Consider the following 26,355-nt stretch of genomic DNA (forward strand, 5'->3'; position numbering starts at 1 on the left):
TTGGAGTTGATTTTTCCGGTCCTTATTTCTTTTTCTGTAAAAACATCTCGGCTCTTCCGGGTGTCAATAACTCCCAAAGGGAAGCAACAGTCCAACCCGGAGCAAAGATATTATTGTAAAATCCTTTTCCATTTTTTCCGTAATCCCACCACGTATGTTGCACCACCTCGGGATAATATCCCTCTTTAGCAATCCCGCACTGATGGCCTTCATAAGGAAGCAACTGAACCATGGAAGAAGAAATGACCTCTGCAAAATTACGGAAACGGGGTTCATCGTACTCCCGGGAAAGCCAACGGAGCACATCGGCAAATTCAAACACGAACACGTCAATATGGTTATTTTCTACCGAAACATTTCCCCACCCTCTGGTTTTCAAACCGATATCCCCTAACATTTGTCCGGGGGCAAAGGGAACATCCCACACATAATACCAAGAAAGCGCAAAATAAGCGGCCTGACGGGCTAAACCGGCATAATGCCGGCGTTCTTTTCCCTTGCTGACCAAAGCCATGTACCAGGCAGCCGTAGAAGCATACAAAGAAGCTTCTTTGTCTTCGCAATTTGCATCTAAAGTAGAAGAAAAGTAATCGGAACGGGAAATCAATTCTTTTTCCAGATACCTCAGGGAATGCTGAGCTGCTTTCAGGTAACGGGAATCTCCAAAATACCGGTATCCCATTACCAATGGTAAAACAGCAGAAGGAGTGCTTCCCCCGCTTTTATCCAGCAAGCTACCGTCTTCCCGGAATTTTCGCGGAAAACTTCCATCTGCATTTTGCAATTGTAAAAAACGATCGAGTAAAACACGGACCCGGTTTTCCCCTTTTCTACAATCTTTCCCCTTTTCTTTTTCATGACGAAGATAAAACAATAAAGCATAAGCTCCTTCTGACTGCCGACGGATACTATAGCAATCTTCTTCGGTTCCGGCTGAAAAATTTACGAACTCCCGCAACAATCCGCCCGAAGTAAAACCGTCTGACAGATAACTGGCAAAAATCTTACGGGCATCAGTCTGTAAACCAACATCAGCTTGTTCTTCCCCGTATTCCATAGCATTATAAGCATTCAGCAAGGTACGGCCGATAAAACCGACCTCCGCTACTCCATTGGGCTGACAATCCGCTGTACGCAAATGAGCCCCGGAATAGTATTTCAATACATAATCTTCCACAAAACTTTGTCTGAAATAATGACTCAACACCGCCTTTACTTCCGGAACTGTATAAGCATTCTCTACCGGCACGGGACAATAAGTATCGTAACCATACTCCCACAATTGTTTTATAAAATCAGCATAATCTCCGGCTTGTCCCTGATAAATCAGCCATTCTAACCGAAGGCTTTCTCCTTTCCGAAGATACTGAAAAGCTTTTACAGCAGGCGCCAATGTCAATTTACGGAAATAAGTATAGGGATTTTCAGCAAAAGGGAACCCGAATACCACTACAGCCCGACCCTTTTCCCCGGCAAAACCGGTGTGTCCGACGGAAGTCTCTCCCGACAAAATAACCTCTCCTTCTTTATGAGTCGTCAAGGCTTCCTTCCCAAAATTTCCCTTTCGTAAAACTGCCGTATAATTCCCGCTCTGTTTTTCCCAAATACCGGTCAAAGGGGCACTTAACCGGTCTTCCCTCACAGTCCACTGCGGTGATACCCGTAGAGAAGGAGTATTTTCAGGAGAACGGAGATTATGACGATACCAAAAACCGGGTAAATAAAACAGACAGCTGTCCTGACGAAAAGGCAATACCAGACGCTGGGAAAAGTGAAAATACACGTCCTGATCAGCCGTCAGGGTCACTATCAATTTCCGGATACCGGAATTCTCTTCTACCTGCCGCACAATTTCTACCGGAATAGAATCCGTCGCCTTCCAATGCGCCGGACTTATCCCTTCCCCCCCGGGTGCAGAATTTAAAGGAAACACGACCGCCGCATTCCCCGGTTTTTTTAAAGCAATCTCCGACTCCAAACAGCATATATTCTCTCCATTCACATTCCTGCAAAATCCGAAAATTCCCACAAGAATGATCCCTATGTATTTTTTAAGCATATTTTCCGATTAAAAATGTTTACTATCTCCGTATTCTTATTCTTTCCCGGCTTTCGTTTCAATAAAAGGTACTTCAGCTTCCAAAACCGGTTCCGCTTTTTGTACTTCCGGCCACCCTCTTTTCCATTCGACACGATCCAGCATCAATACCCGGCCTCCGGGTTTTCGCCTATCAAATGCATGATAAAAAATCCAGTCTATCCCCGCATCATCCGTCAATATTTCCGAATTATGCCCTGTACCTGCAAAAACATCGTTTCCGTGAATAAAAACCTCAAAATAATTTTCCATCAATGGCCTTCCGGACTTATCCGTATAAGGTCCCCAAAGGCTTTCCGCCCGTCCGACAACCGTTGTATACGTACTGTTGATCCCCTCACAACATGTTCCGGTAGAGCCAAAGAAATAATAGTATCCTCCCTTTTTATGAATATAAGTTGCTTCAAAAGCCGTACCGGCAATCTGCTGCTTCTTTGCCCCTTCTTTGAGAGACAACCCGTCTTCACTTAATTCTATTCCGAATATACCGTAGAAACTTCCCCAAAAAAGATAATTTCTTCCCTCATCGCAAATATAAAAGGGATCGATAGAATTTGTCACCCCCATCGTACTACTCCGGAATAACATTCCCAAATCCCGGAATGGTCCTGCAGGTTTATCCGATACCGCAACTCCGATCCCGCAACTTTCTATTCCACCCCATTTCGACATCGCGTAATACAACACATATCGTCCTCCGATAAAATTGATATCAGGAGCCCATAATCCGCCTCCCGGTTCAAAATCCGGGCGGGAATTTTCTGCAAAAACAGTTGCGCACAAGGTCCAATCCACCATATTGCGGGAATAAAAAACCGGCATATTGCGGATATCTTCGGTAGCATATAAATAGAACATTCCGTCTTCCGCTTTTATCACAGTAGGATCAGGAACACTGTATGCAAGGACAGGATTCCGGTATTTACGTATTTCTTTTTCTTTCTTTTCTCCCGAAGCATTACAGCTGACGGCCAGCAACAAAAATATTCCGACTATAATTTTCTCCATCTTTCTATTCTTTATAAACAGCATTCGTAAAAGGTCCCTCAATAACCATCTTATCGGGTCCCTCTTTCTGAGGAACAAAACGTACATAACCGATATGCATGGTACGGGGATGAATTTCAGTTGCACTCCAGTGAGAATGAAACACAATTCTCAGTTTTCCTTCTTTATCGGTGAACATAGCACTATGACCGATCCCCACCATTCCCTCCCTGTTCTGTAAAAGAGGGTTATCGGCATACTTTAGCCAAGGACCTTTTATACTTTCAGCCGTAGCACATCCGATTCCGTAAAAAGGACTTTCATAACTATTGGCCGAATAAGTCATATAATACCTTCCTTTATGCCGGAGCACAAAAGCCCCTTCGTTCACCCGGGGCCATACTTCTTCCCATTCCTGGGACACCCGTATACAGGGATGCATGGTTTCTCTTTGAAAACTTAACATATCATCGTTCAATTCAGCTACCCAGATATTTAATCCGTCATTAAAGCGGTCAAAAAACAGATAAGCCTTCCCGTCTTCGTCTATAAACAAACTGTTGTCAATGCTTTTTTCTCCCCTCAGCATAGGTTGTTCCCCTTCCTGCCGGAAAGGTCCCAGCGGAGAATCGGCAACTGCCGCACAAATATGTTCCTCCGCCGTATAATACATATAAAAACGGCCTCCTACCGGATATACTTCAGGAGCCCAGAACCACCGTTCCCCCCAAGCTTCTCCTTTCCGTAATGCCAAACCATCCTCCGTATCGGCGGTTTCCCATTCCTCTAAATCTTCCGAAACCAGCACCTGAATCCCGTTTTCTGCAGAGGTACCATAAGCATAATACTTCTCTTCAAACAGCATGATGAACGGATCTCCCAATAATACCGGTCCGGAATTTCTATGCCCGCTCTCCGGAGTTTTACCCCATATCAGGCAGGATACATAAAAAATCCCCACTCCTAAAAGCCAGATTCTCTTTTTCATCGGTTCTGATTTTCCGTTAAAGTATGATATTCTACCAATCCTTCCATCGGAGAAACAACGATACGCCCCAATGCCATATGATATTTTTCCGCTACCTCCGCCAATATGTCCCTGAAATAGTAAGCTACAGAGCCCACACAATTAAACGAATAAGTGGCATAAGCCGGATACCGGCAAATCAATTTTTCAAAAAGTTGTTCAAAGGCTTCCCGTACAATTCCTGTCAAATAAGGATGAGCTGTCGTATCTGAAGTAATAAATTTACAAAAACCGGCACAAAACCGGTTAGCCATTGGCTGGGTATAAATCCGGTCGATGAGTTCATCTGCCGTATATCCATAGGTCTCCCCAAAACGGGAACTGACTTCCGCCGGCATCTCTCCCCGTATATAATCACATATCAATTTTTTTCCGATATACCCGCCGCTTCCTTCATCTCCCAAAATAAAACCCAAAGAATCAATATTGTGCGTAATCCGGCTTCCGTCGTATAAACAACTATTCGTTCCGGTACCCAGAATGGCTGCAAATCCGGCATTTCTCCCCAGAAGAGCACGGGCCGCGGCCAGCAAATCCATAGCTATAAAAATCCGGGCATGCCGGAACACTTTGGACAAAGCATTCCGCATAAAATCGTATTTATCTTCTGCACAACCTGCTCCATAAAAGTGGACTTCTTCAACATCATCCCACTTGTAACCGGGGATTAAACTTTCTTCCAGGGAAGTAACCAGGTATTTCTCCGTAATATAATAGGGATTATATCCTTCCGTAAAGAAAAAACGAGTCTCCGTATGCCGACCTGTCACGCACCAGTGAGTCTTGGTCGATCCTCCATCTGCTATCAGTATCATAATATTTTCAGCGATTATTGATTTTTATTTTCTCCAAAACCGTTTTCAGTATGTGCTCGGGAAAACAGGCAGGCTGCGCATACCAGAAAAAAGATCCGTATCCTTCATAATCCGCTGCCCGTATATGCGGATCTGTCGGCAGATAACTCGGCACATCATTGCAATAAGCAGCAACTGAAACGAGTTGACCGGGCCACAAATCACGGATAGCCATACCGTATTCCGTTACGGCTTCCCGGGACAATCCCAACAGTTTCCAGTTACCGATCCGGAGAGTTTGTATATATATCGGCATATAAGCCGGCATCCGGTTTTCTTCATACCGCTTCAGCATAAAATCCGCCCAGCGTACATTTTTCTCCGCTTCCAAATTTCCGGGCTGACCACTGTTTTCCTTCCTGAATTTTTCAATCCTTTCTTTCTCCCAGGGCTTTACCGGAATCAATACAGAATCCCAACTCCAGGAAAGTTCTCCGTGAATTTCCGTCAATTGCCCGCATAAAGCTTTCTGGACATCGGCAGCTAAAATTTCTCCGGTTTGCCAGTGATTATCGTGCACCGGATTGATATCCCCGGCACAGCCTTGTATAAACAAAGCGTTTTTTACCCCGGTCGCTTCTACTATTTGCCGGGCTACTCCCGGAAAATTCGGACTGATCCGGCATCCCTCCTCCTCCGCATTCCGGAAAACAGCATGACATCCGGTGAGAAACAGTACGTTTTTCTCCCCGTTTTCTTTATCTACTGTTTCCAATACATCCAAAGTGGAATCATATAAAGCCTCCGCTCCGGTAAGACTTCTGTTTCTCCCGATAGAAGTATGGGTACGGGCAAAATAAACAGAAACCTCCCGTCTATTCTTCAAAGCTTCTACGGCTGCTTTTACCAGTCCCGGCTTTACAATCCCGTACAGATAAAGAGTATCCGGCAACTGGTTGTGTTCCGCCCAGGTATACCACCCCTGTGAAACCGGAGCAAAATGTGTATGGGAAGCATTTACTAAAATAGCTTCTGATGGTATGCCGGTACGGGCTTCAATCTCCGCTTTTATCTCTGAGATCAGGGAAATATCAAACCCGCATAAGTCTGCTGTTATTATCAATGCCGTTTCTTTTCCGGATGTCAAAGCCAATGCCCGGGCAGTAAGACCGCCTTCGGTACTGTGAACAGCCCTGTACAACTTTCCCTCTTTCCCTACAGCAAAAAGACGGTTAGCGGCAACAGCTATCTGAGAAATGGATTCTTTCCAATTCAATTCATTTTTATATCCGATTTTTAACCAGGGAGAATAGACCTCTCCCTCAGGATGTTGCCATAAAATCTGATTGGCAGTGAGAGCATATAAACGACCTTTTGCCGCTGCTAAACCCAATACTTGTTCTGCCCTTCCTATTCTTCTCCATACCACATTATCCCGGTCCGGAATTCCTTCCCACAATTCATCTTTATCGGTAGCCAAGTATAGTTTACCTTCAGAAGCAGTAAATCCCTTAGGTGAAGGGACTGTCTCCATTTTCTTCCATTTTTTAGCGGTAACAGCTTTTACCCACAATTGGTTTTTACGGTCTATTGCATATATTTTATGCCGGCAAACGGCTATAAAACAAAAGTCCGTACCTTTCTCTATAGGGTTCCATTTCAACTGTCCCCTCACCCATTTCCCCTGCTGTAATGCTCCTCCGGATGTCAAAGCAAACAAGCATTTATCGTTCCCGGACAAAGCTTTTATTCCGGGGATATTTCCATATTCCTCCCATTTGAGTGTAAACCGGCCTTCGCCCGGATAACCGTATCCGGCTAAAGAAAGAGAAAATACGGAAGAATCGGGTTCTATGCTTACCCTTGCGGTACCGGCCAGATAGCCGTCAGCCCGGCTATTGAATTGCAACAAAAGAAAAACAAATCCGCAAATAAATACTTTATATCTCATATCGGTTTAATTTAAATTTCTTTTAAATTTTTCTTGGACTTTTTCCATTACAACATCAAAAACATTTTCCGGGAAAAGACAGGGTTGAGCATTCCAGAAAAAAGAATTATATCCCTCATAAGTACCAGCCTGAATATGTATGGCGTTCGGCAAATAACTAGGTACGTCATTGCAATATCCCAGCACGGATATACATTTATCCGGCTGTAAAGCTTTTATGGCTATCCCGTATTGTGTCACCGCTTCCCGGGATAATCCCACCAACTGCCAATTACCGATATTGATCATTTGTATATAAACAGGCATATATTGCGGAACAGTACCTGCTGCGTAGCGGGCAAGCATCATATCCGCCCAGCGCACATTTTTCTCCGCTTCCACATTCCCTTCCTGTCCACTGTTCTCTTCCCGGAACTGCCGGATCTTTTCTTCACTCCACACCCGGGCCGGTAATAAAACAGAATCCATTTCATAAGTAATTTTTCCGCTCAGGGGAATACCTTCCTCCTTTAACATCTGTAAAACATCATCCCCTAAAGTTACGCCTGTCTCTACCGGGTCCCATACCCTGGGATTGATATCTCCGGCACAACCTTGCAAAAACAGGGCCATATCCGTTCCGGTTTTCTCTTCTATCCGGTTGCGGGCATAACCCGGGAAATTCGGACTGATGGTATAGCCAGAACGCCCTTCATTCCGGAATACAGGATGACAACCCGTCAGGAATATAAGTCCCTTACGGTTTTTCCCCTGAATCTGAAGGATGTCCAAGGCCGGATCGTATACAGCATCTTCTCCGGAAAGACTCCGGTTGGCCCCGATAGCCGTCTTCCCACGCCCAAAAATTAATTTTGATTTTTCCATATGGTCCAATGCCTGTTCGATAGCTTCCACTATTCCTTTTTTTACAAACTTATTTAAATATAAACTATCCGGCAATTGCTGGTGAGCCCCCCATGTAGGAAAAGCTTGTGCTACCGGTGCAAAATGAGAATGGGAAGCATTAATCAATATGGCCTCAGCCGGAATGCCCCTTTTCCGGGTAATCTCTTCCTTTACTGCCACCCCTAAAGAATAATCAAATCCGGTTAAGTCAATTCCTACAATTACGGCCGTTTCTTTACCGGACCTTATCGCTACCGCACTCACAGCAAGAGAATGCAAGCTACTATGGTCCGCTATATAAATGGCTTCCTCTTCCGACAACCCATAGAGTCTTCCTTCCAGTACAGCAATCCGTTTCATACGGACAGAACAGGTAGCTCCATTCAGCCAGGCTATCTTCAGCCAAGGTTTATTCATCCCCAAACGGCGTTGCCATAATAATCCGTCCTCCGTCAATGCGTATAAACTGTTTCCATCAGCCGTCAGGGAAACGACCTGACCGGCTTTCCCTATTTTTTCCCAGACCAAGCCGTCTTTTTTCAGTTTTCCTTCATATAAACCTTTTTCTCCACAGACCGCATAAAAACATCCGTTAATCACAGTCAAAGCTTGAATGCCCGGTAAAACTCCCATTTTTTTCCAGGATTCCGGAAAATTATCCGGCTTCCCTTTCCAGATATTCCCCTCCCGGTCACCGGCATACAAATCCTTTCCTGAACTTGCCAGCAGACAAAAAGAATTTGAAGATTTTCCAACAACGGTCCACTCTTCCCCTCCTTTATCACTCTTTCGCCTCAATAAACGGCCGTTTCTGTTCAGGGCATAGAGACGACCGGCACACCCGGTCATCTCTGTGACACCAACTCCCATACCCTTTTTTATCCATTCCAATGTGAACCGGCCTTCGCGGGGATAACCATATCCGGCCAAAGGCAAAGAAAACAAGGAATGATCGGGCTCTATACTCACCCGGGCAAAACCCACCTCATATTCAGACTGGGCATTTACCGCAAGTGAGCATCCCCAAAATAACACCCCCAACATAAAACTCCGTTTCATAAGTAACCGATCAAAATTATTTGTATATTTCTGAATCATAATAGTCTATATTAAAATAGGTTCCGAAAACAGTAAAAAAACCGATAGTTTTTATTTATCCTTATTCGTTTACTATTTTACTTCATTCAGCCGACTGATGAATGAAAACAGTCGTAGATACAATACTACGCATTCCCGAAGGTGCCACTGTAATGGCTTTTAATTCCCGCTTCTGCCCTTGCGGAACAATGACCCGGAAAGGTTTTTCATATAAATAGTCTGTTTCCCGTGGAGCCTGTCCTTCAAAATTATAATAGATCTTCCCCCCTTCCACCGGAGTTTTCAGACTCACTGTAAATTCGGCTCCGTATAGGGTATCCTGTTCCATACCGATGGGCTCCGGAACCCGATAAACAATCCCGGCAGTGTCCAGCCAAGCCAGATGCACAGGCAACCGTTCTTCTTTAAAATTTTTCAAATCCTTTACTTCCGGTACAGACCAGGCTATTTCCGATAAAGCCATTAAACGCGGCAGCAGCATATATTCCACCTTCCGGTAGGTATCCATATGTTCTGTCCATAACGGAGCTTCTACCCCTATGATATAGGGACGATGCTCAGGAGCCAATTGTTCCGGAACCGGTTCGTAAGCATATACTTTCTCTGTCGGATTATATCCCCAGCCTATTGTCAAAGGTTCCTGCTCCCGGTCCCCCTGTATGTAATCGAAATAAATAAATTGGCTGGGAGACATGATGACATCGTGATGCTGACGGGCCGCCTTAATTCCTTCACTCGTATCCCTCCAGTTCATAACGGTAGCTCCCGGAGCCAAACCTCCTTCCAGAATCTCGTCCCAACCGATAATTTCACGTCCTTTTCCATTGACGAATTTCTCAATTCGTTTTACAAAATAACTCTGTAGCTCAAACTCATCTTTTAACCCCTCTTCTGCTATCCGTTTCTGGCAATAGATACACTTTTTCCATCTTTCTTTCGGGCACTCATCTCCGCCAATATGGATATATTTTCCCGGAAACAAGTCCATCACTTCAGTCAATACATCTTCCAAAAAACGAAAAGTTTCTTCTTTCCCGGCACAATAAACATCCTCGTATATTCCCCACCATTCTGCTACCCGGAAAGGACCGGGCTGCTCTCCGCATGCCAGTTGGGGGTAAGAAGCCAGGGCAGCCAGAGAATGCCCCGGTAATTCTATTTCCGGAATGACCTCCACATGCCGTTGCTGAGCATAAGCTACAATTTCCTTCACTTCTTCCTGAGTATAAAATCCGCCGTAGGAAGTGCCGTCCAAGCCTGTCATTTCCCCGTTATAATGACTGACACATGTCTGCTCCCTGTGAGCTCCCACCGTTGTCAGTTTCGGATATTTTTTTATCTCTATTCTCCACCCGTGGTCTTCAGTAAGATGCCAGTGATAGACATTCAATTTATACTTTGCCAACAGATCAATCTGCCGTTTTATAAACGAAACCGGGTAAATATGATAACCAACATCCTGCATAATACCACGGTAAGCAAAACGGGGAGCGTCATCGATCTGCACACAGGGTATCCTCACTTCCCCTTTCCCGGAAGCTACCGAACACATTTGCATCAAAGACTGCAAACCATAAAACCCTCCTGCCTCTTTCCCCCGTATTTCTATACGGGAAGGAGTAACCAGGAGACAGTATGCCTCAGCTCCCATCTCCTGGGTCCCGGAAGATTGGAAACAAATTGTTTCTTTGTATTTCTTTCTGGCATTATTTACCACAGGTATATCCAAACCGAAATTCCGAAATAAATAATCGCGTAACAAACGGGCGTTAGCTAAATCCGCTTCCGTCTCATAAAGAATAGCAGCCTTTTTTACATCTGTAAACCGGAAATACCCCTCAGAGACATTTACAGATAAAGGGGCCGGTATTATTCCCAAATTACGGTCGGCAGACTGTGCCGACAGATACAAAGGCAAACCACCCATTACCAAGCCCAACAAAAGGATTCTCCCGATACGATTCAAACAGTTTTTTCCCATATTTCTTTCTTATATATTTTTACCGGACTGAACATATTCCATGGCTTTTTTCACATTTCCACACTTTAAAATGAGTGCTTTAGCTTCTTCATAGTCCGTCAACCCCATTTCTGCCATTAAAGTTTTGGTAGAACGGTCTACCAGTTTATTATTCGTTAGCCGGGCATTTACCATCCGGTTCCCTTTCACTCTTCCCAAACGAACCATCACAGTAGTACTGATCATATCAAATAACATCTTCTGCACTGTACCGCATTTCATACGCGTACTACCCGTTATAAATTCCGGACCTGTAATAACTTCTACGGGATAGTCTGCATATTTGGAAATAGGAGAATCGGGATTGCCTACGATTGAACCGCAAGGAATAGAATATTCCCGGCATTTTTTCATAGTTTCCAATACATAGGGAGTTGTTCCGCTGGCCGAAATCCCGACGACAATGTCAGCCGGGGAAATTCGGGCTTCCTGTAAAGTTCTCCAGCCTTCTTCCACATCGTCTTCTTTTTCTTCCAATGCTTCCACCAGATGTTCGACACCACCGGCCAGCACAACGTTTACGATCCCTTTCTCAATACCGTAGGTATTAGGCAATTCAATGGCGTCCAATACGGAGAGCCGGCCTCCGCTCCCGCATCCCAAATAAAACATACGTCCTCCGTTTTTCAGCTGTTTTTCAATAGCTGTTACTAGAACTGCAATATCCGGCAGCACTTTTTGTATGGCCAAAGCCACCAACTGATCTTCCCGATTGATATCCCGGATTAATTCTTCTACCGATTTTTTCTCTAAATCATTATATTTAGAGGGTTGTTCTGTTAATCTTTCCATGATCTATTTTTTGTGTTAGTGTGTATAAATATCGATTTTACCTTATTCTTTTTAGAAATTTATTTCATAAACCTGTTGCAGTTTCGGAATATATTTGTCAAACATCCTCCGGTTTACGACTACCGGATCTCCCTGAGGAACAGCAGGATAGTTTTCCTGTCCGTTTACCCATTCCCATTCCCAGCTTTTCACTTTCTCATCATTTTTAATGTGATCGTATTTCCGCCCTGTTTTTATACAATCGTATACCTCATCGATAAACAGTTGCCAACGCCCTTTGTAAAACCCTTTAAACAATCCGGACCACTGCTTACTGGCATAGTCATGGAGCACTGCATCTTTTCCTCCCCAGAGGGTGATCTGATCCCGGGCATTTTTTTCATACAATTGCTTTTCCGGAACTGTTTGTCCCCAACTCCTGGCATCTTTTAGCCATTTCCCCAAAAGAAAAGCTTCGTGAGTCCCCATTAACTCGTCCATATCCTCTATCAATTCCATAAATTCCCGGCTATTCCGTTTAAATGCAGGTAAATCTTTTGTCCGGTAATCTTCTCCGAATTTTTGTTGGATGATTGTGGCATAATTAGCCAAAGCCTGTTTTCCTACCAAGATCAAATCGTAACGGTAACACGGATTATCCCCTAACCGTCCGGCGGCCTGAAGCAAATACTTCCAAGCCTTAACGATCTCTGCCGGGTCGTAAGGGATATCTGTATAAGCCCAATTATTGTGTTTTTCAAAAGTAGGACGAGCCGTTATAGCACTTTCGTAATTCCCTTCACTGGCATATACAGTATTCCGCAGAATGTCCCAAGCCTTCGCCGCATCTTCATCCCGGCAACCGTAACGGCTTTCAATATACGTTTCAAACCAATCGTCTAAATCTACAGCCGTATTTCTCCATATCTGACTGAAAAGCAAACTATAAACAACCGGGTTTTGTTCGATTCCCTCCGGAACGGCTCCCAGCCCGACCAAACGGCCTTTAGCCGAATCCGCCAGTACCCGCGCAGGTTCTTTTGCCAATTTAGAAGTATTACCGAACAGCATATTACGGCCTCCAAAATTATGCAGCATACACCAAATCCAAGGTTTTCCATAAAATGCTTCTGTGCGGTCCCATATCGGAAATTCTTCTCCCCATAAGTCCAGTACAATCAAGTGTTCATCCGGAACGGCTCCCAGATAAGCCTTCATTTGTGCCGGTTTCCAAAAATCCCGTTTATCATGAAATAACCATCCCTGCATCACCCATACAGCTTCCGGATCTACTGCAGCCATTGATTGGTAAACTGCTTTACTAATGCCATCCAGGTAGGTAGAATCATCCGAGGGGGGAAACATTTCATTAAAGGTATCTGCCCCGTACAAATGATCTGTCCCAAAAGTGCGGATTTGTTCTTCCATAAAACGATTGCCAATAGTCTGAAACAATGGATCATCCGCTTCCAACAGATAGGTATCGGCAAAACGTCCTTCCCAATTTACCTGCCTGAGCCGGGCCTCCGGAAAACGGTCTTTAAAGGTAGGAGGCACATGTCCCGTAAAAGCCGGTAATACCGGAGTCATTCCCAATTCCCGCTCCCGGGCCAATATCTTTTTCTGTAATTCTTCGTGACTTTCCATCCAACTTTTAGGTAAAGGCCCGCACCAGCCGTCAATATTCCCTGCCCAAAACCACATAAAGTATCCGGGTCCGGTGAAAAAAAGATCCATATCCTCATCCGTAAATCCCATATTCCGGTATACACGGTCCCATACCGCATTTTGTCCGGTCATCGCCAAAGGCATATTCACTCCGTGGAGCGCCATATAATCGATCTCCTTTTGCCAACGCTCCCAATCCCACCAGGCAGCTGTATAACTAAAAGTACAGTAATTAAAATAATGCCGGTAAACATAGGGAGTTACTTTCCTCACTTTTTCTTTCACTTTTGGAAGCGGATCCGGCAATTGCAGATGGGAAGCATTCCAGCCGTACTGACAATGAGCATATTCATTCAGATAATGATTCAGGGCACTGGCTACAGAAACGCCGTTATTTCCCCTCAACACAATCTGTTCTCCCTTTTGTTCCAGTTCAAAAACGTCTTTTTCATTTTCCCGGGCGATATATTCCACCCTAAAGTATCCGGCTTTTTCGCCAATTACCCGTTCTATTAAAGCATAGGCAGCCTCTTTGTCGAGTGTCCCGTTTTTATCGGAACACCCGGCAAATATAAAACCGATACATATCCATCCTATCCATATTCTGTTTCTCATAGTTTCCCCTTTTAATTATTCGGTTTCCGTCTCTGTATCTCCTTCTTCTGCTTTTAAAGGCCAGAAAGCCCTTGGATCAAACTCATACCGCCAGAGATCTCCATTGGCATCCAAAGCCAGTAAATCCGTCCCGCAGCATATAATTTTTTCGAATTCCCAACCGGAACCGACTTGTCTCCTGGCGCCCACGGTATAGTCATCACTCAGAGGAATTTCCCATAAATTACCTCCGGCTTCCAGAGCCAGAATAGAATTCCCGTAACACAGAATTTGTTTATATGCGCCCCATCCCTGACTTTCAATATCAGAACAATTGGCAAAATCGAAATCTCCGTTCTGATTGATCGGGTACTTTGTCAAAGCATCTCCGTTGACAGCCAGGAATGCCAGATTTTTAAAAGGCACAATCTGGGCAGCACCTCCCCAACCCCAGCCGATCTCCCGCTGTCCCAGGAAATTATACTGTTCGTCAATTACATATTGTGCCAGATTCTGAGCAGGATTACGGATAATAAACCGGTTATCGGGCATATAGAACATAATATTGACATCGTTCCATCCCTGACCGATTTGACGGGGTTCCTGAAAAATACCGTTTTCATCGGATTGATACAACTGTAGATTATCGTTCTCATCTATACGTATCAGATCCTTATCCCGGCAGAAAACCGGCTTTGACACTGCTTGTCCGAAAGAATATACCTTGACGGAAGGCACTTGCCCGGGCAGATAAGAACCGGTAAAGAGGAAATAAGTAGTCTCGTAATTTTTCAATACCGGTATCTCACTATCTGTCTCCTGAATCGTCACCGGCAATAAATAGGAATCCGGTACGGACACGTAACCGATAGCGTTTATGTGGATGTATACCGGCAAGCTCTGCTGATTTCCGGCCGGAATACAAGTTTCCTGCTGCGGGAATTCCCAGCATTCCCGGGGAAGTAACTGATAATCCGTTCCCTGACGGGCATTAAATTCTTCTACCAATTTTTCATCTACCTGAAAGGTAATATGAATATCTGAACCCGCAGCTTGCGGTCCTCCTAGATAAGCAGCCACCAGGTATGACTGTACACCTTCTTTTACATACACCGTCTGACTGGAAGGTAAATAATAAGCCTGTGGCATATACAGGGAAGCATATTGTCCCGCATCCGGGATATCTTCCAGATAAGCTTTTACTTCATCCGAACAAGCTTCTGACAGCATAAACAGTCCGGCCAATATTATATAGAATAATCGATTTTTTTTCATCACATTAAATATTACAAGTTTACAATCTGTCCTTCCTATTTAGCAATTTTTCCCGATCCGGTTAAACTGCTTTTTATAAAATTTACCAACCGGGATTTTGCGCCAGATTCGGATTTTTATCAATCTCATCCTGAAAAATTGGAAATAAATAATGAGTAGGTGCTTTAAACACACGGTTTTCGATTACCGTACGTTTATAATAAGCATCATCCTGTAAAGAAGTCCCTGCAGAAATATTCATTCCCCAAATCGGGCCGTTATCTGTTTTTTCTGCAATCTTCCAACGATGGCAATCAAAATAACGATGGGTTTCAAAAGCCAGTTCAATACGCCTTTCGTGGCGGATTCTCTCCCGCATTTCCGATTTCGACAAACCGCTCGGTAATGCAGGCATACCTGCCCTGTCCCGAACTTGATTTACGTAATAGTATACATCATTCACAGGTCCTTCTGCCTCGTTCAGAGCTTCGGCATAATCCAGATAAATCTCCCCCAAACGGAACAGTATCCAGGTTTTCAGAGAGAAAATTCCCTGTGGTATATTACAGGTTTCGTCTACATATTTTTTCAGTAAATAACCGGTCGTACAATAATCACGCCCTTCATTCCCCCGGCCGTCAGCTCCCGTATTCCACATCTCTATCTGTTTTTCTTTAAACATAGCTCCGTTATAAGCGACAGTAGCATAAAAACGGGGATCCCGGTGAACATACATATTTCTGACACCTGCCGGCCAGCGCCCTGCCGGCCCGGCTTCTTCAGCATACCCCGTTTCCTTATATCCGGAACGGGAATCAATGATTGGAGAACCATCACTGGTATAACCGGTAATCGGAATAATTCCATTGTCCATTTCGTAAGCGTCTACCTGCTGCTGGGTAACATTCCAACCGGCCCAACCGCCCTGACTGCGTGGGAAACCACATTTTTCAGGCACGGGTTCCACCCCGCAATTACGTCCCAGTATCACTTCATTATTATAACGGTCTAAAAACAAACGATAATAGTTTTGTACCGGATCGTCCTCAGCCACCCTGTAAAGAGTATATCCTGCTGCTTCACATTCTTCGATACATTTTTTTGCAGCCGCAGCAGCTTCCGCCCACCATTTTTCTTCCTTTACCTGCGGGAATAACTCCACTCCTGCATTGTCCTTAAAATTCGCATAATCCGGATTGCCATTCCATAAATCACTGGCCCGGTAAAGGAGTAAACGGGCTTTTAAGGCATACGCAACAGCAGCCGTCATACGACCGGTCTGACGATTATTGATTGCCCGCATGGGTAACAGCGGAATAGCACGATCGCATTCCCTCAATACAAAATTGATACAGCTATCCAAAGGCTGACGCCTGATCTGAGTAAAATTGTCGGAAACCGTAGCGGAATAATCCATAATGGGACTGGGACCGTAAATACGCATCACATAGAAATGATAAAGAGCTCTCAATAAAATAGCCTCTCCTATCCAGCGGTCTTTATCTTTCGCCGTAAATTCCTCCGAAAGTGGGGTAATGTGAATATTGTCCAGGAAAATATTGGATTTACGTACCCCTTCATACATATTAATCCACACACGTCCTGTAGCATTATAAGCATTCCAGGCTCCCCGGTTCATCAACTTCCCGAATTTCTCCGGCCAGGGAACATTAAATTCATCGGATGCCAGCACAAAAGGATTGATATCCGCCATATCCGTAAAATGAATTTCCATCGGTAAATCCGCATAAGCATCCGTTAAAAAAGCTTCGGCATAATTCCGTTGCAGAAAAGCTTCTTCTATCGTAATATCTTCCTCAGGCGCTTTGTCCAGAAAATCAGAACAGGATAAGGCCAGAAAAGTCAGTATCATTCCAGCTATTGTTTTGAATATATGTTTCATTTTTCATCTTTTTACAGGGTTCGACTTAAATCTTTTAAATTGTCACTTTAATTAAAATCGATTTGGAAACCGACATTAAAGCTTCGTTGCAAGGGATATTGTCCCCATCCGTCATTAGATTCCGGATCCATAATTTTCACATGATCCCAGGTATGCAAATTCATACCATTGAGGAATACCCGGAACTGACTGATCCCGTATTTTTTATTGATGTTTTTCAGTGTATATCCAATTTCTGCATTCCGGAACCGCAAATAGTTACCGTTCTTTTTCCACACCGTAGAAGTAACAAAATTATTCGGGTTATTTCCCACGTCTATAGCCGGATAACGGGCATTGGGATTTTCAGGTGTCCAGCGGTTATCGTAATATTCTTTCAAAATATTATTTGATCCCAATCCATCGTAAAATGCCCACATTCCGAATCCTCCAATGTCAACCGTCGCATGAGCTGCACCGGTAAAATAAACACTCAAATCAAATCCTTTGTATCCGATGGTACCACCGAACCCGAAAGAAATCTCCGGCAAACGGGGGTAGCCAATAGCAACCTGATCGTAAGAGTCAATAACACCATCCCCGTTAATATCTTTGTATTTCACATCCCCCGGACGCACCGTACCCAAAGTCTGATAGGGACTGCTTTGTATATCAGCTTCATCCCGGAAAAATCCTTCTGCTACAAAACCGAAAGGCTGATTCAAACGTTTTCCTTTCCCGGACAAATACGGATATTTTTTTGCCGGCTCATCATTTTCAATTACCTTATTCCGGGCAAATGTAAAATTCCCCCTGAAAGAATAGAAGAAACCGGAATTAGTTGTATTTCGGGCCTCCAACAGGGCATCTATTCCTCTATTCTTTATTTTACCGATATTTCCATAAGGTATGGACCACGGATAAATACCGGTTACCTGCGGTATGGTAGCCCTTTGTAATAAAATGCCTTTGCGGGATTCGTGGAAGAAGTCCACCTGTAAAGAAATCTTATCATTAAACAATCCCAAGTCAAAACCGATATCTGTTTTAGTGGATTCTTCCCAGGTTACATTCGGATTTCCGATTGCATTCTCCTCCATTCCCTTGTATTGCGTTTGTTCGTCTCCGAAATAATAATACTGTCCATCTGTCTTGATCGTACTCAAAAATAAGAAACGCTGTCCGATCTGATCATTTCCCACCTTACCGTATGATACTCTTAATTTCAGGCGGTTAATGGCATCAATTCCCCAGAAATTCTCATTGGAAACAATCCAGCCTAAAGACCCGGAAGGAAAGAAACCGAACCGTTTGCCTTTTGGAAAGTTTTCCGAACCATTATAACCGAAATTCCCTTCCAAGAGGTATCTGTCGGCAATACTATAAGTAAGACGTCCGGCAAATCCACGGCGGCGATACGGAATATTTCCCCTGGAATCCGCATTCAGGTTTACATACTCCCGCTGATTGAAAAGCAACATACCCGTAATATTATGAATACCGAAAGTACGGTTATAGTTTACCTGAGCTTCCAGATAGATAGCCCGGTTGGCTTCATTTTCCCGCTCATAACCCAGCGGTTTTTCTTCCCGGAATACCGGACTATACAAATCTTCTCCGGTTTCTTCATCTTTCCCCAAGTAACGTTTTACTTCAAACTCTTTAATCCGTACATTATTGGTCTGGGTATACCTGTCATAAGAAAACAATCCCCTCAAAGACAATCCCTTCAATAAAAAATCCAAATTCCAGTTTGCACCAAAACTAGCTTGCAAGGTCGTCCGGTCCTGGGTAGAATAACCGGATTGAGTCACCCGTCCCCAAGGATTCCAACCCACATAAGCCTGAGCTCCTCCCGGAGTTCCGTCCGGATTCCGGGCCGGATAAGCAATCGGAGAAATCATCTGCATCGCCTGGAAAATATCAGGAGAACTGAAGCCCGGATAATTTCCGTTCTGTATAATTCCTCCCAATCCCAGTTGTAAAGTAAAGTTTTTAGCCAGAGCCACATCGATATTACTCCGGAAGTTATAACGTTTTACATTGGCATTGGTATTGTATTTATTAGCCGGATCTTCCCGGTAAAGTCCATCCTGTAAAGTGAACCCCACATTCATATAATACTTGAAAATATCGGTTCCACCGGTTACACTCAAATTGTTAATGGTTTGCCAAGATGTCTTATGCAATACCTCATCTGCCCAATCTACACTCGGATAAAGGTAAGGATCCGAACCGTCAGCATATTTCTGTAGTTCTTCAGCCGACCATCTTTCCTGTTGTCCGGAAAACCGTAAGGCTTCATTCATCAGAGAAGCATACTCAAATCCATTTACATATTTAGGTAAACGTAAAGCCTGTAATACAGCAGCTTCTGCCCGGAATGTAATATGAGGCTTACCGGTTACCCCCCGTTTGGTCGTAATCAGAATTACTCCGTTTGCCCCCCGTGCTCCGTATACAGCTGTAGCAGAGGCATCTTTCAATATCGTAAAACTTTCTACCTCCTGAGCATTGATCTGATTCAGGTCCCGCTCTACCCCGTCAATCAATACCAGGGGATTATTGTTTCCGAAAGAAGCAATTCCCCGGATATATACCTGTGCCTGATCATAACCCGGTTCTCCGCTGGTCTGACGGCTGATAATACCCGGCATCTGGCCTGCCAGAGCATTCGACAAAGAAGGAGTCGATACTTTTAACACTTCTTCGGAAGCAACGGTAGACAGTGCACCGGTAACCGATATCTTTTTCTGCTTTCCGTATCCGACGACCACGACCTCTTCCATCGCCTGAGAATCAACCTCCATCTTTATCTCCATCTCCGGTTTTACCTCTACTTCCATCTCCTTATAACCTACAGAGGTAAATAAAAGTTTTTTCGTCCCTTCCGGTACCAACAAAACAAAGTTACCGTCCAGATCCGTTGTTGTACCGGTACCGGTACCGGGAATACGGATGTTTACCCCGATCAGGGGTTCACCTTTTTCATCTACGACATATCCTTTTACTGTAACTTTTTTAGTCTGTTGTATCCCTTCGGAATCGTTTTCACGAAAATCCGGAATAAACAAATTTTCACTTTCAAAAGAGCCGGAATTACCGGTAAAAGCGATATTAGCTTTTACCGGTTGAATTCCATAAGCGGCTCCCGGTCCCCAAGTTGATAATAACGACAGGAATGCCACAGTTACCGCAGAAGCAGTAAACCGCCGTCTTTCCCAGTACATTTGAATCATTTTAGATTTTTTCATAGAATGTATCTTATTTATTGGTTAGATGTATAAATATTCTGCTATAATATTATTTGTCTTTCAAAGAATTACATATTTTCGTATTGATTTCCCGGAGTTTATCTTCATCCAGCTTCACTTTTTCCCGGTCGTAGGTCAGCAAACCATTCACCTCTATTTCCACATCTGTCGTCTGCGTATATACGGCTGCCGAAAAACCACTGCCGATCAAGGCATAAAGCATTTCTGCATATTCCAAGTAGGCTGAAGTCGCCTCTGCACTATCCGTGAACTGAACGTATCCCCAGTTGTGGGTGGGTTCCCAGACATGACCCGGACTGACAAGGCCGATGCCCCCAAACTCTCCCAAAACTGTAGCTCGCTGACCATCATACAGATAAAGCTCCGGAGAGGGATAATTGTGAAGGTCCAGCAAATCTCCACAGGCATAATGATTACCTCCGCTAGCCGGATTAACCAGACGGCTGGGATCGTAAAGCTTCGTCCACTTTACGATTTCCTCCGTCTTAAACTGACCCCACGCCTCGTTAAAAGGAACCCATACTCCTATGCAAGGGTAATTATAAAGATAATCCATGATCGACTGCCATTCCGAACGATAAACCGACTCAGAACAGGCAGTGCGCACTTTCTCCACTCCATTGAAATATTCCCGGTTCTGCCAATCAGGACCAGTATCACCGTTCGGCATATCCTGCCATACGATCAGACCCATACGGTCACAATGAAAATACCAGCGCGCCGGTTCAACTTTTACATGCTTGCGTACCATATTAAAACCAAAGGACTTCGTCTTCTCCAGATCATAAAACAATGCAGAATCACCGGGAGCCGTATACAAGCCGTCTGGCCACCATCCCTGATCCAAAAGACCGTACTGGAAAAGATCCCGGTTATTCAGTTGAAGACGAACAATACCCCTCTTATCACGCTTCGTCGAATACTTACGCATAGCTGCATAACTCTTTACCCGGTCAATACAGCGACCCGATTCCCATAATGAAATACATAAATCGTAGAGAAAAGGATGATCAGGACTCCACAAACACATATCCGGGGGCATGCAAACCTCTACCGCCTGACCGCTTAAAGACCGGCAAAAAGCAACCGGATTGCCACCAGCACTTACTTCAACCTGCACTATTCCATCACTCCCCGTCTCTGCCTCCACCCTCAAAATACGCCTGTCGATATCAGGCGTAATCCGAACTCCGGAAATGTAATGATCAGGCACCGGTTCCAGCCAGACCGTCTGCCAGATTCCACTCACGGAAGTATACCAAATCCCACAGGGCCGGTTTACTTGTTTTCCACGGGGTTGTATCCCCTGGTCTGTCGGATCGCTTACCCGTACCGTCAGCCGGTTATCACCAGCAACCAATGCCGAAGTTATATCAAAACTAAAAGGAGTATAACCTCCGCTATGACTCCCCACTTTCACTCCGTTCACCCATACATCCGTTTTCCAGTCCACTGCTCCAAAATGTAATAAGATCCGTTTCTTTTTCCAGGAAGAATCTATACGAAAATCACGTTTATACCATAATTCCTCCTCCGGTTGTAAAGCCCTCCCCACTCCCGAAAGGGATGACTCCAGGGCAAAAGGTACCAGAATCTTACCCTCATAAGCGGAGGGCTCCGCACTCCCCTGCGGAACAACGGCATATTCCCAGAGACCGTTCAGATTTTTCCAAACCTCCCGTTCCATAATCGGACGGGGGTACTCCGGCCATACCCGGTCCGGATTCAACGCCTTTCCCCAACGTGTCAGCAAACGGTCACCGGCTGGCTTCCATTGGGCATAAGAAAAAAATCCGTTTAAAACAATTATTAAAAAAAGTATTATTCCACGCATAAGTCACAACTTTTATTTCAGAGAATTAAATTTCTCTAACAAAAGTATATGACACCTTTCTTCCTTTTAAAAACAATCATCCCAGATAATAGAAAATTTGTCTCAAACCTTTATTTTCCGGAAAAATCTTTAGGTAGCACTCCAAATTGTTTAAAAAAACACTTGGTAAAATAAGAGGGTGTATTAAAACCGGCGAGATAACAAATTTCACTTACCGGATACTTTCCTTCCTGTAACAGCTCAGCTGCTTTTTTCAATCGCTCTAACCGCAAATAATCATTCGGAGTTAAATCCGATAGACCGCGGATCTTCCGGTAAAAACTGGAACGGCTCATATAGAGCGCATCTGCGACATCATCCATCCCGAAATCCGGATTGTGCAAATTAGCCCGTATAATTTCATGCAACTTTTTCAAAAATTCTTCGTCGGCTTTCGACATCGCCATCGTATTGGAAGCGACTAAAGGCGAACGGGCATATGTTTCTCTCAGTTTTTCCCGATTTTGCAACAAGTTAGCCATAGTAGCATAGAGGAATTCAACTGAAAAAGGTTTTTCGATATAAGCATCCGCTCCCATTTCCAATCCCTCTATTTTCGACTTCATATTGGTTTTAGCTGTCAGCAAAACGACCGGGATATGACTGTAATTGACATCCGATTTTAAGCGGTGGCAAAGTTCAAATCCATCCATGTTAGGCATTACGACATCACTGACGACAATATTTACATAAGCGGCATCGAGGGTTTCCAGTGCCTTTCTTCCATCGGTTGCTTTTAATACATTATAATATGCAGTTAATTGACGTTCCAGAAAAATCAACATATCGGGATCATCTTCTACCACCAGTACAATGGGTTTATTTTTATTCATCTCTGTTTTTTCCTTTGTTTCCGGTTCCCGTTTTTTGGGTTCCGGAATATCCGGTTTTAAACGGATCACTCCCTTTTGAGTAACCGGCAACAATAACAGAAAACCATTCCGGTCGGTCTCCTCTGTCATAGCCAAAGAGCCCTGATGCAACTCCGCCAAAGAACGCGCCAATGCCAATCCGATTCCGGAACCACCAGTCACCTCTTTGATTTCCCGGTCCTGATACTGAACAAAGGGTTTAAAAATCTCCTCCCTCACCTCCGGAGGAACCACTATCCCGTCATTGGTTACTTTCAGAGCGAATTGGTCGGCCTGAGTGACAGACAATCGCACAATAATAAAAGTTTTTGCATATTTTACAGCATTGCTGAATAAATTACTGAGCATTTTGGTAAAGGCTTCCTGATCTACATGCGCCGTCAATTCACCCTCCGGCATATCCAGGGTAAAATTTATTTGCCTCTGTTTTGCCAGCGGTAAAAACCGCTGCCAGGTCTCCCGCACCAATGCCGGAATATTTCGTTCCACAAAATTCAACCGGAATCCCTTGACTTCCGTTTTCCGGAAATCTAACAGCTGATTTGTCAAATTCAAAAGCCGTTCCGTATTCCGGTTCATAATATTTAAATCTTCTTCTACTTCCGGTTGCATCTCCTTTCTCATAAGTATATTTTCCAACGGTCCTTTTATTAAAGTTAAAGGTGTCCGGATTTCATGCGCCACATTCGTAAAAAAGTCAATCTTGGCCCGGTAAATTTCCCTTTCCTTTTCTCTTTCAAATTTTTCGGCCTGTAACCGGTAATGACGTGCATTCCGCCGTCTGAAATAAAATATGGTATAAAGTACAGAAGCTATCCCCAGCAATATGTATAAGCTATAAGCCCCGGCAGATAAATAAAAAGGAGGCAATATAGAAATATACAATATCCTTTCCTGTTTATTCCAAACGCCATCACTATTGGAAGCTTTTACCCGGAAAACATAATCCCCATGTTTCAGGTTAGAATAAGTAATTAAAGGTCCCCGGTCGGAAGGTTGCCACTCTGCATCGAACCCTTCCAGACGATACATCAACTGATTCATTTCCGGAGCTTGATAACTGAGGGCAGCTATACGGAAAGAAAAAGAATTCTGGTTTGATTTTAATATCAAAGTATCTGAAATTATAATACTCTTTTTCAAGGGGGAACCTTCCTTTCCCACTTCTGCCCGGTCGTTGAATAACCAAAAATCCGTAATGGTTACCGGAGGAATATATTTATTTTCCTGAAAACTCTGGGGATTAAATACAATAAATCCTTCTATACTTCCAAAATAAATTTTCCCGTCCGGCATTCTTAAACCTGAACGATAATTAAACTGATTACAAAGTAATCCGTTCGCTATGGTAAAAGATTTAAATTCCTCTTTCTTCCGGTCGAAACGCAATAATCCCCGGTTAGTGGTCAGCCAAAAATATCCCTCCTGATCCTCCACGATCTGGTATACGACATCATTAGGTAATCCATTTTGCATGGTATACCGCACAAAATTTTTGGTTTCAGGACAATAACGGCAAAAACCTCCTCCCTGAGTCGTTAACCACACCTGACGACGGGAATCTTCATATATACTCAATACCTTATTATACGGAAGGCTTGCAGTATCCTTTTCATTTTGCAAAAAATTGGTCCATATTTTAGTTTTCACGTCAAACTTCCAGGCCCCGTTTGCATAAGTAGCCAGCCATATATTGCCCTGAGAATCTTCTTTAATATCATGAATAAATTTCCCTTCCAATTCCGGTATACGAATAAAACAATCCTTTCCTTTATTGTATTGAAGCAAACCGAAAAGAGTTCCTAACCAAATATCGCCGGCGGAGGTTTTGAAAATGGAAAAAACATTATTATCATTTAAACTATTCGGAGTAATACCCTGGGAATAACTTTTCATTTTACCCGTTTTTGTATTCAATACTTTCAGCCCTTTGGAAAAAGTACCGATCCAGAGATTTTCCCCGTCCATACACAAAGCATGCACGTTCCGGAATTCCCGGCTTGGCTCAAAAAAACTGAATTTTCTGGTCACAGGATCAAAACGATTCAGACCGCCGTCTTCCGTTCCAATCCAGATAGAACCGTCCGGAGCCGGACAAAATTCCCGAACCCGCTTTCCGTGAATGCTATTCTGATAATAAAGGGGATAATACTTTTCAAAATAAGTATACGGTACGGGATAATAATCCACTCCGCCAAAATAAGAGCCGATCCACATTCCTCCCTCCTTATCTTTACAAAAAGAATACACGGCATTATCCGAAAGCGCATAAGGATTGTCCCCCGAAGTTTTTAAATGGGTATAACGATTGGTACGCAAATTATAAATAAAAACCCCGGATTCAGAACCGACCCAAATTTCTGTATCCGAATAAAGGCATATATCCCTCACCCATAAATTCTGGCGATTTTCGTCTCTGGCAAGCAGATCCCGTACTTTACCCGAAGTAAGGTTAATTTCCCTCAATCCTCCCTTGGCCGAAGCAACATATAAACAATTATAAGGGCCTGGCAAAATACGGGAAACAATATCTTCAGCAAAAATTTTTTCTTTTTCTTCCGTTCGGAAAGGGCGTAAGGTTTTCAATCCATCTTCCGAATACCACAACCCTTCTCCGAAAAAGCCAATCCACATCCGGTCCTTTCCGTCAAAAGCAAAACACTGTACATTGGCCTGATGCTTTTCTTTCCGGTTCAAAGGGTAGTTTTTCAATATTCCTTCCTCCGGATCATACTTAAAAATTCCCTGTCTTTCCACTGCTATCCAAATCTGTCCCACAGAATCATTTCCGATCATAGTAACTGTCTCCTCTATCCGAATCCCGTCACCGGTGGAAATTGCAAAAGGATTGAACTTCTCTTTCTCCGGCTGATAAATATAGAGGCCAGCATCTGTTCCTACCCATAAATTCCCGGTTTTATCCTCATATAAAGTCGTAATAATGTTATTTCCGATACTCCTGGGATTTCCATATTCCCGCCGGAATATTTTTAAAGAAAGCCCGTCAAAACGATTTAAGCCGTCTTTCGTACCAAACCACATAAATCCTTGCCGATCCTGTAAGACAGTATTCACTGTATTCTGAGAAAGCCCATCCTTAATACTCAAATTTCGCAGATAATATCTTTTATCATCTGTTATCCCCCAAGCTTCTGCCACACTCCCTATCCACGCAAAATAACACCATAATACTATTTTCGCATAAACAAAAAGAGGGCTTTTTAATCCCTTATTCATAATATCGTAAATATTTCTAAATAACTGTTATTCTTCAACAAATATAACACATACAATATTTGTTTGCAA

The 26,355-nt window shown here is 43.7% G+C and carries 14 protein-coding genes; all 14 read right to left on the bottom strand.

Going from position 1 to position 26,355, the window contains the following annotated elements:
- Window positions 1-22: 22 nt before the first annotated feature.
- Window positions 23-2,059, bottom strand: coding sequence for a hypothetical protein (locus tag Q0465_RS13220; RefSeq protein ID WP_298616837.1), 2,037 nt, complete (start codon window positions 2,057-2,059; stop codon window positions 23-25).
- Between the two features lie 36 nt (window positions 2,060-2,095).
- The gene (locus tag Q0465_RS13225) at window positions 2,096-3,106 is read right to left on the bottom strand and encodes a family 43 glycosylhydrolase (protein ID WP_298616838.1); all 1,011 of its coding nucleotides are present in this window, start codon (window positions 3,104-3,106) and stop codon (window positions 2,096-2,098) included.
- Between the two features lie 4 nt (window positions 3,107-3,110).
- Window positions 3,111-4,073: a glycoside hydrolase family 43 protein gene (locus Q0465_RS13230; RefSeq protein WP_298616839.1), complete on the bottom strand. Its 963-nt coding sequence runs from the start codon at window positions 4,071-4,073 to the stop codon at window positions 3,111-3,113.
- The gene (locus Q0465_RS13235) at window positions 4,070-4,927 is read right to left on the bottom strand and encodes an N-acetylglucosamine kinase (protein ID WP_298616840.1); all 858 of its coding nucleotides are present in this window, start codon (window positions 4,925-4,927) and stop codon (window positions 4,070-4,072) included. Before Q0465_RS13235 ends, Q0465_RS13230 begins: the two co-directional genes overlap by 4 nt.
- Before the next feature lie 7 nt (window positions 4,928-4,934).
- The gene (locus Q0465_RS13240; RefSeq protein ID WP_298616841.1) at window positions 4,935-6,857 is read right to left on the bottom strand and encodes a hypothetical protein; all 1,923 of its coding nucleotides are present in this window, start codon (window positions 6,855-6,857) and stop codon (window positions 4,935-4,937) included.
- Between the two features lie 6 nt (window positions 6,858-6,863).
- Entirely contained in the window at window positions 6,864-8,801 is a 1,938-nt protein-coding gene (locus tag Q0465_RS13245) for a hypothetical protein (RefSeq protein ID WP_298616842.1), read from the bottom strand.
- Window positions 8,802-8,922: 121 nt separating this feature from the next.
- Window positions 8,923-10,821 carry a family 20 glycosylhydrolase gene (locus Q0465_RS13250; RefSeq protein ID WP_298616843.1) on the bottom strand — a complete coding sequence of 633 codons (1,899 nt, stop codon included), beginning with the start codon at window positions 10,819-10,821 and terminating at the stop codon, window positions 8,923-8,925.
- A gap of 9 nt (window positions 10,822-10,830) precedes the next feature.
- Window positions 10,831-11,652 carry an N-acetylmuramic acid 6-phosphate etherase gene (locus Q0465_RS13255; RefSeq protein ID WP_298616844.1) on the bottom strand — a complete coding sequence of 274 codons (822 nt, stop codon included), beginning with the start codon at window positions 11,650-11,652 and terminating at the stop codon, window positions 10,831-10,833.
- A 51-nt stretch (window positions 11,653-11,703) separates the two neighbouring features.
- On the bottom strand, window positions 11,704-13,914 hold the full coding sequence (locus Q0465_RS13260; RefSeq protein WP_298616845.1) for an alpha-N-acetylglucosaminidase: 2,211 nt from the start codon (window positions 13,912-13,914) through the stop codon (window positions 11,704-11,706).
- A 15-nt stretch (window positions 13,915-13,929) separates the two neighbouring features.
- The gene (locus tag Q0465_RS13265; protein WP_298616846.1) at window positions 13,930-15,168 is read right to left on the bottom strand and encodes a DUF1735 domain-containing protein; all 1,239 of its coding nucleotides are present in this window, start codon (window positions 15,166-15,168) and stop codon (window positions 13,930-13,932) included.
- 82 nt (window positions 15,169-15,250) lie between these two features.
- Window positions 15,251-17,050, bottom strand: coding sequence for a RagB/SusD family nutrient uptake outer membrane protein (locus Q0465_RS13270; RefSeq protein WP_298616847.1), 1,800 nt, complete (start codon window positions 17,048-17,050; stop codon window positions 15,251-15,253).
- Between the two features lie 47 nt (window positions 17,051-17,097).
- Window positions 17,098-20,283 (bottom strand): TonB-dependent receptor, encoded by a 3,186-nt coding sequence (locus Q0465_RS13275; RefSeq protein ID WP_298616848.1) that lies wholly within the window; start codon window positions 20,281-20,283, stop codon window positions 17,098-17,100.
- 49 nt (window positions 20,284-20,332) lie between these two features.
- Window positions 20,333-22,138, bottom strand: a complete 1,806-nt coding sequence (locus Q0465_RS13280) for a glycoside hydrolase family 2 protein (protein WP_298616849.1) — start codon at window positions 22,136-22,138, stop codon at window positions 20,333-20,335.
- Between the two features lie 110 nt (window positions 22,139-22,248).
- The gene (locus tag Q0465_RS13285) at window positions 22,249-26,286 is read right to left on the bottom strand and encodes a hybrid sensor histidine kinase/response regulator transcription factor (RefSeq protein WP_298616850.1); all 4,038 of its coding nucleotides are present in this window, start codon (window positions 26,284-26,286) and stop codon (window positions 22,249-22,251) included.
- Between the last annotated feature and the right edge of the window lie 69 nt (window positions 26,287-26,355).

The sequence above is a fragment of the uncultured Odoribacter sp. genome, from assembly GCF_937966165.1.
In the GTDB taxonomy this organism is placed as follows: domain Bacteria; phylum Bacteroidota; class Bacteroidia; order Bacteroidales; family Marinifilaceae; genus Culturomica.

Bases quoted from the DNA above. Each gene is read 5' to 3' on its own strand.
- Q0465_RS13220 (WP_298616837.1), bottom strand. From the start codon at position 2,059: ATGCTTAAAAAATACATAGGGATCATTCTTGTGGGAATTTTCGGATTT.
- Q0465_RS13225 (WP_298616838.1), bottom strand. From the start codon at position 3,106: ATGGAGAAAATTATAGTCGGAATATTTTTGTTGCTGGCCGTCAGCTGT.
- Q0465_RS13230 (WP_298616839.1), bottom strand. From the start codon at position 4,073: ATGAAAAAGAGAATCTGGCTTTTAGGAGTGGGGATTTTTTATGTATCC.
- Q0465_RS13235 (WP_298616840.1), bottom strand. From the start codon at position 4,927: ATGATACTGATAGCAGATGGAGGATCGACCAAGACTCACTGGTGCGTG.
- Q0465_RS13240 (WP_298616841.1), bottom strand. From the start codon at position 6,857: ATGAGATATAAAGTATTTATTTGCGGATTTGTTTTTCTTTTGTTGCAA.
- Q0465_RS13245 (WP_298616842.1), bottom strand. From the start codon at position 8,801: ATGAAACGGAGTTTTATGTTGGGGGTGTTATTTTGGGGATGCTCACTT.
- Q0465_RS13250 (WP_298616843.1), bottom strand. From the start codon at position 10,821: ATGGGAAAAAACTGTTTGAATCGTATCGGGAGAATCCTTTTGTTGGGC.
- Q0465_RS13255 (WP_298616844.1), bottom strand. From the start codon at position 11,652: ATGGAAAGATTAACAGAACAACCCTCTAAATATAATGATTTAGAGAAA.
- Q0465_RS13260 (WP_298616845.1), bottom strand. From the start codon at position 13,914: ATGAGAAACAGAATATGGATAGGATGGATATGTATCGGTTTTATATTT.
- Q0465_RS13265 (WP_298616846.1), bottom strand. From the start codon at position 15,168: ATGAAAAAAAATCGATTATTCTATATAATATTGGCCGGACTGTTTATG.
- Q0465_RS13270 (WP_298616847.1), bottom strand. From the start codon at position 17,050: ATGAAACATATATTCAAAACAATAGCTGGAATGATACTGACTTTTCTG.
- Q0465_RS13275 (WP_298616848.1), bottom strand. From the start codon at position 20,283: ATGAAAAAATCTAAAATGATTCAAATGTACTGGGAAAGACGGCGGTTT.
- Q0465_RS13280 (WP_298616849.1), bottom strand. From the start codon at position 22,138: ATGCGTGGAATAATACTTTTTTTAATAATTGTTTTAAACGGATTTTTT.
- Q0465_RS13285 (WP_298616850.1), bottom strand. From the start codon at position 26,286: ATGAATAAGGGATTAAAAAGCCCTCTTTTTGTTTATGCGAAAATAGTA.